Raw genomic sequence first — 12,479 nt, 5'->3', positions numbered from 1 at the left:
ACCAGCGTGGAGCCCCCGCGAATCCAAATCAAGCAGCCAGGTAGTCGTCCTTCAGGCGGACGTAATTGGCGGCCGAGTAGTACAACTGTTCCACCTGGCTGTCACTCAGTACGCGGACCATCCGGGCCGGATTGCCCAGCCACAGCTCGCGCTCGCCGACCACCTTGCCAGGCGGGATCACGGCACCGGCGCCGACGAACCCGTTCTTCTTCACGACCGCGCCGTCGAGCACCGTCGCGTGCATGCCGATCAGGCATCCATCCTCGATGGTGCAGGCGTGGATGACCGCGCCATGTCCGACGGTGACGTCGGCCCCGATGATCGTCGGGAACCCGCCCGGGGTATAGGGACCGTCGTGGGTCACATGGACGACGGCGCCATCCTGGAGGTTGCTGCGGGCGCCGATGCGAATGTGGTGGACGTCGCCGCGAAGAACGGCGCCGGGCCAGACGGACGCGTCGTCGGCGAGTTCGACGTCGCCGATGACGGTGGCGGCCGGGTCCACGTAGACGCGAGCGCCCAGGCGCGGAATGATGCCCTTGAAGGGCCGGAGCGGAGAAGAAGCCATGGCGCCATTCTAGTCGCTGGCGCCGGCGGGAAGGGACGCCCTGCCCGGCGTCCCCGGCGGCTTACTGGAACTGGCCGCCAACGATGCGCCCGAACGCGTCGAGCGTCGCGATGTAGCGGCTGTTGTCGCCGCGCATTTCGCGGCTGGTCACGTCGCCCGGCAGGACCAGCTGCACGCAGCCATACGCGGCCCGGAATTCCGGCACCGTCGGACGCCCGGCGATGAATTTGCCGAATGCGTCGAGCCTGGTCACGCCGCAGGTCCCGACGGTGTCGCCGCCGGAAAAGCCGTTGTTGCCGCTGGTCTGCGCGGCAGCGGCCAGCGGAGCGGCGACGAGAAGGGCGAGCAGGGTGCTACGGATCATCTTATCCATGAATGAATCTCCATCAGGGTCCGGCGGCGACATGCCGCGCGATACCCGGCGCAGAGTTTGGCCGACACGAGCCTGAGATGATCCGAATACAGCCTTCCGTTTCGCCGACACGATATGTCGGGCTCCGCAGTCCCTTACATGAACGAGCCGCCGATAATGCGGCCCTCGGCATCCAGCTTGGGGAAATAGCGGCTGTTGTTCTGGCGCATTTCCCGCGTGGTCATCATGTCCGGCGTCACCAGCATCACATCCGGATAGGCTGCGCGGAATTGCTCCGGCGTGGGACGGGTCGCGATGAATGCGTCGAAGGCCTTCATGTCGGTGACGTAGCCGGTCACCGGCTTCGATTGTGCGGCCGGCGTGGTCTGGCACGCGCTGACGGCGGCGGCGCCGAGGACGATCATGAAAAAGAGGGGGGTGAGACGGTTCATGGCACGGGCTCCTTGCCTTCGGGATGCGCGATTATCCCCGCAGAACCCCTTCCAGGACGTGAAGCCGGTCACGGCAGGTACCAGGCTATCCGCTGAACCAACCTACCCGTTTCGCCGCCGCATCGCGTCGGCCCTCGCCTCGTCTTCGGCTGTCACGACCTGCTGCTGTGCGTCCAGCTTGGCGCCCAGGATGATCAGCGTGTAATTGGTCGGATCGAAGTCGCGCAGCAGGGCGATTTCACGGCGCGCCTCTTCCAGGTCCCTGCGGTTGATGAGGCGCTCGATCTCCTGCGAAGCGAACGGAATCGTCTCGCGCAACGCGTCCTGGGCGGTGGCATTGTTCGGCTCGAGCTGGATCACGCTGAGGTAGTACTCGTAGGCGTTATTGCCCTGGGGCGAAACCAGGCGCCCTTCGCGCGTGGCCTGGCGTGCCAGCCCAAGAAGGATCTCGACGCCGTTCGATCCCGCGTCGTCGCCCGGGGACGAGGTCGATGCAGCGTCGTCGGACGTGGCCGAGGTGGCCGGATGACGCAGGTGCATCGAAGCGAACGCGGCGGCCGCGGCGACGACGACGGCCACGGCGGCAACGATGATGACCGCGCGGCGGGGAGGCGCGGCAAGGGCAAGCTTGGACATGGGGGGATCCGGGGAGCATCCCGCAACCAGGCAGGCCCCCTGTCGGCCGGCCCCGGCGGGCGGGCCATCTTCCCGCCCGATTGTTGCAGTTCCATGGCGGCCGATTCGCAGGAACTTCCGGACGCATGGCATGACGAAGCTCATGTTTCTTAGCAAGCGGGACGTTTAGACGGCCAAATGTGACCGGAGTCACCTCGCGACGGGCGCGGCAGGTTTAGCGTGCAAGAACTGATCGCCCTGACGTGGCGTTTAGGGGGAAAGCCTGTGACAGGGAGCTCGGTGGGGATACATCACTCACGCTAAGGGAGTCACCACATGTTACGCAGGTACACCAACTGGCTCGCGCTCGCGAGCCTGACGACGGGCTGCGCCTTGTCGCTACCCTCAGCCGCGACGGATCTGCGGCAAGCCACGCAATCCCTGACCTCGCCAGCCGCCACGCGAGTCACCGCCAACGTGGAGAAAACTTCGACCTTCGCCCTGCCGGGAACGGCGCCGTTGGCGGCCATCGCAAAGTACGACGCGGGCAGCATGGCCGCCAGCGACACCGTCGGCGACATCACGCTGGTGCTGAAGCGCGACGAAGACCGCGAGAGGGCGTTCCGGACGTACCTCTCGCAATTGAACAACCCGGCGTCGCCGGACTTCCACCACTGGCTCACGGCGAAACAGCTGGGCGAACGTTTCGGACCCTCCCTGCAGGACGTGAGCGCGGTAAGGCAATGGCTGCAGTCGCAGGGACTGACCGTGTCCACCGTTTCGGGCGACCGCATGCGCATCGTGTTCTCCGGCCCTGCCGGTGCCGTGTCGAAGGCCTTCGGTACGCAGCTGCATCGTTACGACGTGGAGGGCGAGCGTCACTTCGCCAACAACACGGCGACGAAGATCCCCACCGCGCTGTCGCCGGTGATCCAGGCCGTTGCGCTGGACGACTTCTTCCCGAAGGCCCAGCACACGCCGGTCAGCCGGGCCAGCTTCGACCGCAGGCACGGGAAGTGGACCAACGCCAGCGCGACGCCGGATTTCACCGTGCCGCCCGGCAACACGAACCCGAACATCACCTATGACATGGTGCCGGCGGACTTCAACCAGGTCTACAACGTGAAGCCCTTATGGCAACGGCGCGAAGCCGTGCGTGGGGCGGGACAGACCGTCGTCGTGCTCGAGCGGACCAACGTGTCACCCGACGACGTCGCGCGTTTCCGCAACGCGTTCCTGCCCGCGGATGCCAAGGGCAGCTTCAGCGTCCTGCACCCCGTGAACGAGGGCGAGCCCTGTGCCGACCCCGGCTTCAACGGTGACGAAGGCGAGGCGGCGCTCGATGCCGAATGGGCCGGCGCCGCCGCGCCCGATGCGGACATCGTGCTGGCATCCTGTGCCGACAGTGGCGCCACTTTCGGCCCGTTCATCGCCGCGGCCCGTCTGCTCGAAGGAGGTCCCGACGGCGGTCTCCCGCCGCCGGTCTGGAGCCTGAGCTACGGCGCCTGCGAGTCCGCCGACCCGGGCGATGCGTACACCGCGGACGTGCTGTGGTCTTCCGCGGCCGCGGAAGGCGTGACCGTGTTCGTGTCATCCGGCGACGGCGGCTCCACGCAGTGCGACCAGGGCGCGTTGTTCTGGTCCACCTCCGGCGCGGCCGTGAACGGTCTGGCTTCTTCGCCCTCCGCGGTCGCCGTGGGCGGCACGGACTTCAACGATCGCGGCAAGCAGTCCATGTACTGGACCGACACCAACCTGCCGTACTACCAGTCCGCCGTCAGTTACATCCCGGAAATGACCTGGAACAACAGCTGCGCCAGCAGCCACCTCTACACCTTGCTTGGTTACACGGACGGCATCACCGCCTGTAACGACAGCGTCGGCCGCGGCCAGGACTTCCTCCAGGTCGGGGGTGCCGGCGGCGGTCCCAGCGGGAGATTCGCGCAACCCGTGGAGCAGGTGGGCATCAGCGGCTCGACCAACCATACCTCGCGCATGCTGCCCGACGTCTCGCTGTTCTCGGCCAACGGCATCTTCGGCCATGCGCTGGTCTTCTGCATGTCCGACGAGGATAACGGCGGCACCGCCTGCGACTTCGACAATCCCGACAGCGTCTTCGCCAACTCCGCGGGCGGCACCTCGTTCGCCGCGCCGGCGATGGCGGGCGTGCAGACATTGATCAACCAGGCTACCGGCGACCGCAGCGGCAACGTGTTGCCGGCGTTCTACGGCATCGCCGCGCGCCAGTTCGGTACCGTCGGTTCGCCGAACACGAAAACGCTCACCGCGTGCAACGCCGGCAATGGCGCGACGATCAGCCCCGACTGCATTTTCAACAACGTGACCGAAGGCGACATCGTCCAGCCCTGCGCGGTGGGCTCCCCGAACTGCGACACCGGCCAGAAGCTCAACAACATCGTCGGCATCGTCGAAGGCGGCGACCCGACGACCCATACGCTGGTGCCCGCGTGGAAAGCCAACGTGGGCTACAGCATGGCCACGGGGCTCGGCACCATCAACGCGTCCAACCTGGTCGACGCGGTGGCGGCCTGGGGTTCTCCCGCCAAGCGCAACTACGCGGCCCCGGCGGACTTCCTCTCGCTCAACAACCTGTTCACCAACGACGGCTACAGCGACTTCGCTTATGTCGATCCCTCCGAGGGCTTGCTGCACTCGGTGGCGATGAAGGGGGCGGTCAGCCTGTACGACCAGACCCAGTCGATCGATCCCGGCCTTACGGTGGCGGCGTTCGGCGACCTGATCCCCGGCCTCGACGCGCTGTCGCTGAAATCCGGGGAGATCGTATTGCTGGATAGCGACAACCGGGTGAACGTCTGGGTGTCGACAGGTACCGGCGGCTACTACGCCTTCGTCGTGAACCACTCCGTGCCGTCCACCTGGAAGCTGCTCGGTACCGGCGTCGACGATGCCAGCGGCAACCAGAAGCTGGTCTGGTTCGACACCAAGACCACGCAGATCGTCTGGTGGAAGCTCGACCTGGATCCGGTCACGCAGAACGACATCATCGTCACCGCCGTGTCCCAGCCGATCAATGGCGTGCGCGGCGCGACGCCGGTCCTGGCCGATGCGAACGGCGACGGCTATACCGACCTGGTCTGGACCCGTGCCAGCGATGCGTCCGTCACCCTGTGGATCGCCGACCAGCATCGCGGCTTCGTGTCGCGCAGGCTGCCCGATCGGCCCGCCGGCGCGACCCTCTACGGCGTGGGCGATATCGACGGCGACGGCAGCACCGACCTGATCTGGACGGACGCCGCCAGCGCGCAGCTGACTTGGTGGACCCTTGACGGCTTCAATGTCACCGCGACGCGCAGCCGCGCGATTCCGGCCGGTTATACGCTGGCCAGCATCGGCGACTATGACGGCGACGGCATGGCCGACCTGCTCTGGCGCAACGCCAATAACCGCATGGTCGAGTGGCAGGGCACCGGCAAGGGCTTCGCGTCCTTCAAGGTCGCCGATGCCTGGGGCACGCCCCTCGTCCTCGGCACGCAGGCCACGGTGCCGGCCAACCGCTTCCAGGGCGGCCGCCGGGTCACTGCAGCCCTGTAACGGATCGTTACAGGCAGTTACCCTGTGGGAAGCGCGCCGGCGCGCTTCCCACATAATTGCAGCCACCGCCATGATCGACCTCCACGCCATCGCCCTCGTCTTTTCCGTCTATGTGATCGGCGTGGTGAGTCCGGGACCGAACTTCGTGGCCATCGCGCACCGGGCAGCATCGAGCACGACGCGGGAGGCCCTGGCCATGGTCGGCGGCACCGTGCTCGTGAACCTGTTCTGGGCCAGTTGCGCCATCCTCGGCGTGGGCATCGTCTTCGCCACCTTCCCCTGGATCGCGCTGGCCGTGAAGCTGGCGGGCGCCGCCTACCTCATCTGGTTTGGTGGACGCCTGATCCTGCGCGCGGGCGTCGAAAGCACGAAACCGTCGGCCGGCGGCATGCGTGGGGGGCCGGCCGCCGCCTTTCGCGCCGGCATCATCACCAATATCGGCAATCCCAAGGCCATGGCGTTCTATGCCGCCGTGTTCTCGGCTGCCGCGCCGAAGCACGTGTCGCTCCCCACGTTCCTGTGCATGCTCGGCGTGGTCGCCGTCGTGGCTTCCGCGTGGTACGGCTTTGTCGCGGTGGTCTTCGCGACACCGCGCGTCGCCGCGCACTACCGGCGCGGCAAGGCGTGGATCGATCGCGTATGCGGCGCCTTCATCGTGTCGCTGGGCGTGCGGCAGTTACTCGCCCGGTAGCCTGGGGTCAGAAACGCTGGCGCAGCGCGTTATAGACGGGATCGGTGTCGGGACGCTCACCGTGCCAGCGCTCGAAGGCGTCGGCGGCCTGTTCCACCAGCATGCCGAGGCCGTCGCGGAACCAGTCCGGGCGCACTCCGGCGGCGAGCGCCCAGCCCTTGAAGTCGGCCGCCGCGGCGCCGTAGCTCAGGTCGTAGCATGTGGAGTGATCCTTCAGGATCGACGTCGGCAGGTCGAAGCGCCCGCCCACCACGCCGATGGAGGTGGCATTCACCACGAGGTTGAAGGACTCCCCGTCGAGGCCGTCCCAGTAGCGCGTGTAGCAACGGCCGGGCTCGCCGATGGCGTCGGCCAGTTCGTCGGCACGTTCGGGAGTGCGGTTGACGATGGTGAGCGACTGCACGCCGGCATCCATGAGGGCCCACGCGACCGCCCTGGCCGCGCCACCCGCGCCCAGCAGCAGGGCGTCGTGACCGCGCAGGTCGAAACCGTGGCGATCGGCGATGTCACGTACGAAGCCGCTGCCGTCGGTGTTGTGCGCCTCGAGGTCACCGTTCACGAGTGGCGTAAGCGTGTTGGCCGAGCCCGCGCGGCTGGCGGCTTCGCTGCGCTTGCCGGCCAGCGCGAAGGCCGCACCCTTGTGCGGCAGGGTGACGTTGGCACCGAGGCCGCCTTCGGCGAAGAAACGGCGGACCGCCTCTTCGAACTGCGCGGGGGCCGCGTCGATGGTTTCGTAGCTCAGGCGGATGCCGAGCTGCGCAGCGAAGGCCTTATGGATCTCCGGGGACAGCGAGTGCGCAATCGGGTGACCGAAAACGGCGTAACGGTGCGCTTCAGCGCTCATGGATTTTCCCTTGGCTCATGCTCGGGACAAATTATGGCAGGTGCGACGGGATCGGGAAGACCTGTCGCGATCCCTGAGACGGCGGGCACCTAGGCTTCTTCCATCGCCACCGATGCCAGGAGTCCGCCATGCACGACACGCTCTCGCCGCGCCGCCTGCGCGCCCTCATCGCCCTCGCGTGGCTGGCGTGCGGCGCGTTGCTGCTCCTGCTGACGCCGCTCTCCGGGCACAGCGAAACCCTCGGCTGGACGCCGGCATTCTGGCTGCTGCTGGCCCCGGCCAGCATCCTGGTGGCGATGAAGCCGGGCTTGCCGATGTCGTTGCTGGCCAGCCTGCTCCGGCGGTGAGGGGTCTCTGTAGGAGCGCGCCCTGCGCGCGACATGTTTTGAGGCCGTGCCCCGGAGCTGGCGCGCAAGCTTGGAGACAGGTGCGAAAACATGTCGCGCGCAAGGCGCGCTCCTACAGGTCAGGCCTGGATGCCTAGTCGCTTCATTTCCAGCCTGCGCAGGAACTCCTGCATGATGCGCAGGTAGAGGTCCTCGCCCAGATAGGCGTCTTCGACGCCCGCGTCGATCGACGGGTTGTCGTTCACCTCGATCACCACCGGCCGGTCGCCGACCTGCTTCAGGTCCACCCCGTACAGGCCATCGCCGATGGTCTGCGTGGCTTTCAGCGCCAGCTTCACCACTTCCGCGGGCGCGTCGCGCACCGGCACCGTACGGAATCCGCCTGATTTGGCCGTGCCCTTGGCACCGTGGTTGTAGATCTGCCAGTGGCCGCGCGACATGTAGTACTGGCAGGCATAGAGCGCCTCGTGATTCAGCACGCCGATGCGCCAGTCGAACTCGGTATAGAGGTATTCCTGGGCGATCAGCAGGGCGCTGTGCGAGAACAGCTCGCTGGCGGCCTTCTCCAGGGCCTCGCGGGTTTCCACCTTGACCACGCCACGCGAGAACGAACCGTCCGGGATCTTCAGCACGATCGGCAGGCCGAGCCGGTCGGGCAGGTCGCGCAGGCGTCGCATGTCGTCGCGGTACACGATCTCGGTGGCGGGCGTGGCCAGCTTGCGCGCCACCATGAGGTCGTTAAGGAAGATCTTGTTCGTGCAGCGGAGGATCGAGGTCGGGTCGTCCATCACCACCATGCCTTCCTTCTCCGCGCGGTGGGCGAAGCGATAGGTGTGGTTGTCGCTGGCGGTGGTCTCGCGGATGAACAGGCCGTCGTATTCGGCCAACCGCTGGTAATCGTTCTTGCCGATCGGATCGACTTCGATACCGAGGTGCTTGCCGGCCTCGATGAACTGCTTCAGCGCCTTCTTGTTCGAGGGCGGCATCTTCTCGTTCGGGTCGACCAGCATCGCGATGTCATAACGGAAGCGACGCCGCGTGCGGGGCTTGCGCCAGATCTTGCGCGAGAACTTGTCCAGCGCCTGGGCGAAGGCGTCTTCCTGCGCATCGTCGAGCGTGTGCAGTCCCACCGGCTTGATCGACGACACCTGCCACACGCGTTCGCGTTCGAACTCGATGCGCATGAGCGGGCAGGGGAACATGTCGAACAGCTGCCTCGCAAGATCCTGCAGGTCCGGGTAAGCCGTCTCGCCGAAATAAACCAGCACGCCGAAGTCGGTGGTGTCGCGGCCGCCGGCGGGCAGGAAGTTGGCGAGCTTCTGGTTGAGGTCGTCGATGTCCAGGCCGTAGAGGGAACGGCGGCGCAGGTCGTTCACGGTGCGCACGGAAGGGATGACCTTGTGCCCGCGCGCCTCGGCCAGCAGCGACACGTAATAGCCCGTGCCCAGGTATTTGTAGCTGCGGCAGAGATTGATGACGTGGGTGCGTTCGTCGTCGCCGCCCACCGGCTGACGGAGGTAGTCCATGGCGGCGACGACATCGGCGGACGGGTAATACGAGCCCCAGTCCGAGGCTTTCTCCACGACGATGACGAGCCGGCTCATGAGACCTCTGCAGGCGGCGAATGTCATTCCCTCGACCCCGCCTGGGATCGATCGTATCGCCGGTGCCGCAGTGTGTGCTTCTCGCGGCGCGACGCACAAGCGGCACGCCGGAAGGATTCATGAAAAAGTCATTGATCCGTGCTCCGCCGAGGTCTACAGTGCCGCGCTTGCCCACCCCCGCGCCGGAGTCCCCTAGCGCATGCGTCCACCCCCGGTCACCGCCGCGGTGCGCGTTCGTCGCGCCGAAGTCAGCGATCTCGACGATCTCGTCGCCCTCGAGGAATCCAGCTTCGCGCAGGATCGGCTGAGTCGCGCCCAGTACCGCAAGCATCTCGACAGCGAGAGCGCGCTGGTGCTCGTGGCGAGCGCCAACCACCGGCGCTTCCTCGGCACCGCCGTGGTCTTCTTCCGCAAGGGCACGACCGTGGCCCGGCTTTACTCGATCGCGACCAAGCCGCAGGCGCAGGGCAAGGGCGTAGGCTCGGCGCTGATCGAGGCGTCCGAAGACGCCGCCCGGGCCCGGGGCTGCCGCTCGCTGCGCCTGGAGGTCCGCAAGGACAACACGGTGGCGATCCGGCTCTACGAGCGGCTCGGCTACGCGCGGATCGGCGAGTATGCCAACTACTATGCCGACGGCTCCGGCGCGTTCCGTTTCGAAAAGAGGCTTTGACCGGCCCCGACGCTATACTGGGCGTCGTTCAAAGGAGTTGCCCATGCGCCGACTCGTCCTGCCGATCGCTCTTGCCGCCACCGCCGCCGCGCTTGCCGGCTGCGGCAACAAGGGCCCGCTGTTCCTGCCGCCTCCGCCCGCGGCGGGCGCCACGGCCACGCCACAGACCGCGCCGGCGAAGCCGGCTGAGCATTCGTCGCTCACGCCGCCGCCGGCCAGCACCTCCAGCCAGCCGTTCAATTCGGTCATCCACCAGTAGCGGACGATGCCCATCCGTTTCACCAAGATGCATGGGATCGGCAACGACTTCGCCATCGTCGACTGGCGCGAGGATCCGCCGCGCGTCCCGAACGCGGCACGCGTGGCGGCACTGGCCGATCGTCATACCGGCATCGGCTTCGACCAGCTGATCAGTATCGAGCCCCCGCGCGATCCTTCCTGTGCGTATTACTACGGCATCTGGAACGCGGACGGCTCGCCCTCGGGCCAGTGCGGCAATGGGGTGCGCTGCGTCGCCGCGTGGCTTTATCGTGACGGCGCCATCAACCGCGACACCGACGTGCGCCTGGAAAGTCCTTCGGGTCCGGTCACGGTGCGGGTGCTCGACGAGGGCAGGGTGGTGGTCGACATGGGCGAACCCGACTTCACGCCCTCCGCCATCCCGCTCGACCTGCCGCCGCACGCCGTGCATACCGTTCACCTGGATGGCGAGGACGTGAGCTTCGGCGCTGTCTCGATGGGCAATCCTCACGGCGTCGTATTCGTCGAGGACATCGCCGATCCGCGGGTGGACCGGCTGGGCCCGGTGCTCACCTCGCATCCCGTCTTCCCTCAGGGCGCCAACATTGGCTTCGCCCAGCGCATCGGGCCCGACCGCATCCGCCTGCGCGTGCATGAACGCGGAAGCGGCTGGACCCGTGCATGCGGCACGGGCGCATGCGCAGCGGCCGCCGTCGCGCAGTCGCTCGGACTCGTCGCGCCGGTCGTGGACGTCGAACTGCCCGGCGGCACGCTCACCATCGAGTGGCACGGCCCCGGGCATACGCTCTGGATGACGGGCCCCGCCGCCTTCGTCTACGAAGGCGAGGTGTGACGTTCACACGCGAACGGGGCACACTGGGCACGCAAGCCTTTGAGGAAGTACGTATGACCGACACCGCGATCGACGGGGACATCAAGCCAGCCAGCGTGGCGTCCTACCTGCGGCAGCACCCCGACTTCCTCGTTGCCTACCCCGAACTGGCCGACGAACTCGTGCTGCCCGGCGTGAACGGCCCGGCGTCCTCGCTTGCCGTGCATCAGTTGCGCAGCCTGCGCGACAAGAACGCCCAGCTGGAAGCGCGGCTCCGCGAGCTCACGGCCGTGGCCGGCGACAACGAGAAACTGATGCGCCGCGTGCATGGGCTGATGCTCGCCCTGCTGGGCGCCAGCGACATCGAAGACACCGTGCGCCAGGTCGTGCGCCGACTTACCGAAGACTTCCAGTCCGAGCGCGTCCGCCTGGTGTTCTTCGGCGACCTGGCCGGCCTGCCCGACGAACCCTGGTTGCTGCGCGAGCCCCACGGCGCGTCCGGCCTGCCCGAGTTCGCGTCGTTCCTGGAACACGGCGATCCGGTCGCGGGGCGCCTGGCGCCGGACAAACTGCACCGCCTGTTCGGCGATGCGGCGCCCGACGTACGCTCGGCCGCGCTGATGCGTATCGGACCCGACGCCCTGCTGGCCATCGGCAGCGCGGATCCGGATCGCTTCCATCCCGGCATGGGCACGCTGTTCCTCGACATGATCTCGACCACGGTCGGCTCGGCCATCGAACGGGCACGGAAGGTGGCGTGACCCCGCGCGCCGCCGTCGAGGCTTTCCTCGGCCACTTCGCCGCCGAACGGGTACCGTCGGCCCATACGCTCGCCGCCTATCGGCGCGATCTGGAAAAGCTGCTGGCGTTCATGGAGGCCGAGGGCCTCGACAGCTTCGACCGGCTCACCCCGGAACGGATGCGCAGCATGACGGCGCGGCTGCACCGGCCGCCGCCACGCAGGGATGGCAAGAGCCAGGAAGGTCTCGAGCCGGCCAGCATCCAGCGGCTGCTTTCCGCCTGCCGCACGCTGTTTCGCTACCTCACCCGCGAAGGCCACCTCGACCACGATCCCGTGGCCGGGGTCCGCGGTCCGAAGGTGCGGCGCAAGCTACCCCTGGTGCTGGACGCCGATGAAGCCAAGGAACTGGTCGAAACCAGCCTCGGCGGCCCGCTGGCACCGCGCGACACGGCCATGATGGAGCTGTTCTACTCCAGCGGCCTGCGCCTCTCCGAACTGTGCGGCCTGCACTGGCGCGATCTCGACCTCGAAGACGGCCAGGTGCGCGTGCTCGGCAAGGGCAACAAGACGCGCATCCTCCCGGTGGGCCGCTTCGCGGTAGCCGCCCTGAGAGCACTGGCCGCCCTCGGCGCCGCCGGCCCCGACCAGCCGGTGTTCAAGGGCCGCGGCGGGGCGGCGATCAGTCCGCGTACCGTGCAGCAACGGCTGGCCCGGCTGTCCAGCGGGCAGGCCAAGCGGGTCCACCCGCACATGCTCCGGCATACCTTCGCGAGCCACATGCTGGAGTCCTCGGGCGACCTCCGCTCCGTCCAGGAGCTGCTGGGCCACGCGGACATCGCCACGACCCAGATCTATACGCACCTGGATTTCCAGCACCTGGCGAAGGTGTATGACGCGGCGCATCCGCGGGCCAAGCGGAAGCCTTGAGTCCTGTCTCTTATACACATCT

General features: G+C 67.4%; 14 protein-coding genes. 8 read left to right on the top strand and 6 right to left on the bottom strand.

All coding sequences use genetic code 11. The features are described from left to right. Nucleotides 1-28: 28 nt before the first annotated feature. The 4 genes from ACR9ZH_RS16255 to ACR9ZH_RS16240 form a co-directional block, all read right to left on the bottom strand. Nucleotides 29-568, bottom strand: a complete 540-nt coding sequence (locus tag ACR9ZH_RS16255; protein ID WP_481291801.1) for a gamma carbonic anhydrase family protein — start codon at nt 566-568, stop codon at nt 29-31. A 61-nt stretch (nt 569-629) separates the two neighbouring features. Beyond that, a complete protein-coding gene (locus tag ACR9ZH_RS16250) occupies nt 630-941 on the bottom strand; it encodes a hypothetical protein (protein WP_481291800.1) in 312 nt (103 codons plus the stop codon). Between the two features lie 134 nt (nt 942-1,075). Continuing rightward, nucleotides 1,076-1,372 (bottom strand): hypothetical protein, encoded by a 297-nt coding sequence (locus tag ACR9ZH_RS16245; RefSeq protein WP_481291799.1) that lies wholly within the window; start codon nt 1,370-1,372, stop codon nt 1,076-1,078. A 102-nt stretch (nt 1,373-1,474) separates the two neighbouring features. Continuing rightward, on the bottom strand, nt 1,475-2,008 hold the full coding sequence (locus tag ACR9ZH_RS16240; RefSeq protein ID WP_481291798.1) for an energy transducer TonB: 534 nt from the start codon (nt 2,006-2,008) through the stop codon (nt 1,475-1,477). A 315-nt stretch (nt 2,009-2,323) separates the two neighbouring features. On the opposite strand from ACR9ZH_RS16240, the gene ACR9ZH_RS16235 reads away from it, so the two are divergent. Both ACR9ZH_RS16235 and ACR9ZH_RS16230 read left to right on the top strand, forming a co-directional pair. Then, the gene (locus ACR9ZH_RS16235) at nt 2,324-5,560 is read left to right on the top strand and encodes a protease pro-enzyme activation domain-containing protein (RefSeq protein WP_481291797.1); all 3,237 of its coding nucleotides are present in this window, start codon (nt 2,324-2,326) and stop codon (nt 5,558-5,560) included. A gap of 70 nt (nt 5,561-5,630) precedes the next feature. Further along, the gene (locus ACR9ZH_RS16230; protein WP_481291796.1) at nt 5,631-6,251 is read left to right on the top strand and encodes a LysE family translocator; all 621 of its coding nucleotides are present in this window, start codon (nt 5,631-5,633) and stop codon (nt 6,249-6,251) included. Nucleotides 6,252-6,258: 7 nt separating this feature from the next. Here the strand turns inward: ACR9ZH_RS16230 and aroE are convergent, their stop codons facing one another. Then, the gene (gene aroE / locus ACR9ZH_RS16225) at nt 6,259-7,095 is read right to left on the bottom strand and encodes a shikimate dehydrogenase (protein ID WP_481291795.1); all 837 of its coding nucleotides are present in this window, start codon (nt 7,093-7,095) and stop codon (nt 6,259-6,261) included. 128 nt (nt 7,096-7,223) lie between these two features. Between aroE and ACR9ZH_RS16220 the strand changes: the two genes are divergently transcribed. After that, nucleotides 7,224-7,442 (top strand): hypothetical protein, encoded by a 219-nt coding sequence (locus ACR9ZH_RS16220; protein ID WP_481291794.1) that lies wholly within the window; start codon nt 7,224-7,226, stop codon nt 7,440-7,442. A 119-nt stretch (nt 7,443-7,561) separates the two neighbouring features. Here the strand turns inward: ACR9ZH_RS16220 and ACR9ZH_RS16215 are convergent, their stop codons facing one another. Then, nucleotides 7,562-9,046 carry a RimK family protein gene (locus ACR9ZH_RS16215; RefSeq protein WP_481291793.1) on the bottom strand — a complete coding sequence of 495 codons (1,485 nt, stop codon included), beginning with the start codon at nt 9,044-9,046 and terminating at the stop codon, nt 7,562-7,564. 199 nt (nt 9,047-9,245) lie between these two features. On the opposite strand from ACR9ZH_RS16215, the gene ACR9ZH_RS16210 reads away from it, so the two are divergent. The 5 genes from ACR9ZH_RS16210 to ACR9ZH_RS16190 are packed head-to-tail and all read left to right on the top strand — an operon-like array spanning nt 9,246 to nt 12,457. Beyond that, nucleotides 9,246-9,716: a GNAT family N-acetyltransferase gene (locus tag ACR9ZH_RS16210; protein WP_481291792.1), complete on the top strand. Its 471-nt coding sequence runs from the start codon at nt 9,246-9,248 to the stop codon at nt 9,714-9,716. Between the two features lie 43 nt (nt 9,717-9,759). After that, the gene (gene lptM / locus ACR9ZH_RS16205; RefSeq protein WP_481291791.1) at nt 9,760-9,975 is read left to right on the top strand and encodes an LPS translocon maturation chaperone LptM; all 216 of its coding nucleotides are present in this window, start codon (nt 9,760-9,762) and stop codon (nt 9,973-9,975) included. 6 nt (nt 9,976-9,981) lie between these two features. Beyond that, entirely contained in the window at nt 9,982-10,809 is an 828-nt protein-coding gene (gene dapF / locus ACR9ZH_RS16200; RefSeq protein ID WP_481291790.1) for a diaminopimelate epimerase, read from the top strand. A 53-nt stretch (nt 10,810-10,862) separates the two neighbouring features. Then, nucleotides 10,863-11,549, top strand: a complete 687-nt coding sequence (locus ACR9ZH_RS16195; RefSeq protein WP_481291789.1) for a DUF484 family protein — start codon at nt 10,863-10,865, stop codon at nt 11,547-11,549. Next, nucleotides 11,546-12,457, top strand: coding sequence for a tyrosine recombinase XerC (locus ACR9ZH_RS16190; protein ID WP_481291788.1), 912 nt, complete (start codon nt 11,546-11,548; stop codon nt 12,455-12,457). The genes ACR9ZH_RS16195 and ACR9ZH_RS16190 overlap by 4 nt, the downstream gene beginning before the upstream one ends. Nucleotides 12,458-12,479 lie beyond the last annotated feature (22 nt).

The sequence above is a fragment of the Luteibacter sp. SVR4-7G genome, assembly GCF_056755555.1.
This window is presented reverse-complemented; position numbering and strand designations above follow the sequence as displayed.

What these genes read in the sequence shown, in the direction of transcription:
- aroE (WP_481291795.1), bottom strand. Translation starts at nt 7,095, where the DNA reads ATGAGCGCTGAAGCGCACCGTTACGCCGTTTTCGGTCACCCGATTGCG.
- ACR9ZH_RS16215 (WP_481291793.1), bottom strand. Translation starts at nt 9,046, where the DNA reads ATGAGCCGGCTCGTCATCGTCGTGGAGAAAGCCTCGGACTGGGGCTCG.
- ACR9ZH_RS16210 (WP_481291792.1), top strand. Translation starts at nt 9,246, where the DNA reads ATGCGTCCACCCCCGGTCACCGCCGCGGTGCGCGTTCGTCGCGCCGAA.
- ACR9ZH_RS16250 (WP_481291800.1), bottom strand. Translation starts at nt 941, where the DNA reads ATGGATAAGATGATCCGTAGCACCCTGCTCGCCCTTCTCGTCGCCGCT.
- ACR9ZH_RS16240 (WP_481291798.1), bottom strand. Translation starts at nt 2,008, where the DNA reads ATGTCCAAGCTTGCCCTTGCCGCGCCTCCCCGCCGCGCGGTCATCATC.
- ACR9ZH_RS16220 (WP_481291794.1), top strand. Translation starts at nt 7,224, where the DNA reads ATGCACGACACGCTCTCGCCGCGCCGCCTGCGCGCCCTCATCGCCCTC.
- ACR9ZH_RS16255 (WP_481291801.1), bottom strand. Translation starts at nt 568, where the DNA reads ATGGCTTCTTCTCCGCTCCGGCCCTTCAAGGGCATCATTCCGCGCCTG.
- ACR9ZH_RS16230 (WP_481291796.1), top strand. Translation starts at nt 5,631, where the DNA reads ATGATCGACCTCCACGCCATCGCCCTCGTCTTTTCCGTCTATGTGATC.
- ACR9ZH_RS16245 (WP_481291799.1), bottom strand. Translation starts at nt 1,372, where the DNA reads ATGAACCGTCTCACCCCCCTCTTTTTCATGATCGTCCTCGGCGCCGCC.
- lptM (WP_481291791.1), top strand. Translation starts at nt 9,760, where the DNA reads ATGCGCCGACTCGTCCTGCCGATCGCTCTTGCCGCCACCGCCGCCGCG.
- dapF (WP_481291790.1), top strand. Translation starts at nt 9,982, where the DNA reads ATGCCCATCCGTTTCACCAAGATGCATGGGATCGGCAACGACTTCGCC.
- ACR9ZH_RS16195 (WP_481291789.1), top strand. Translation starts at nt 10,863, where the DNA reads ATGACCGACACCGCGATCGACGGGGACATCAAGCCAGCCAGCGTGGCG.
- ACR9ZH_RS16235 (WP_481291797.1), top strand. Translation starts at nt 2,324, where the DNA reads ATGTTACGCAGGTACACCAACTGGCTCGCGCTCGCGAGCCTGACGACG.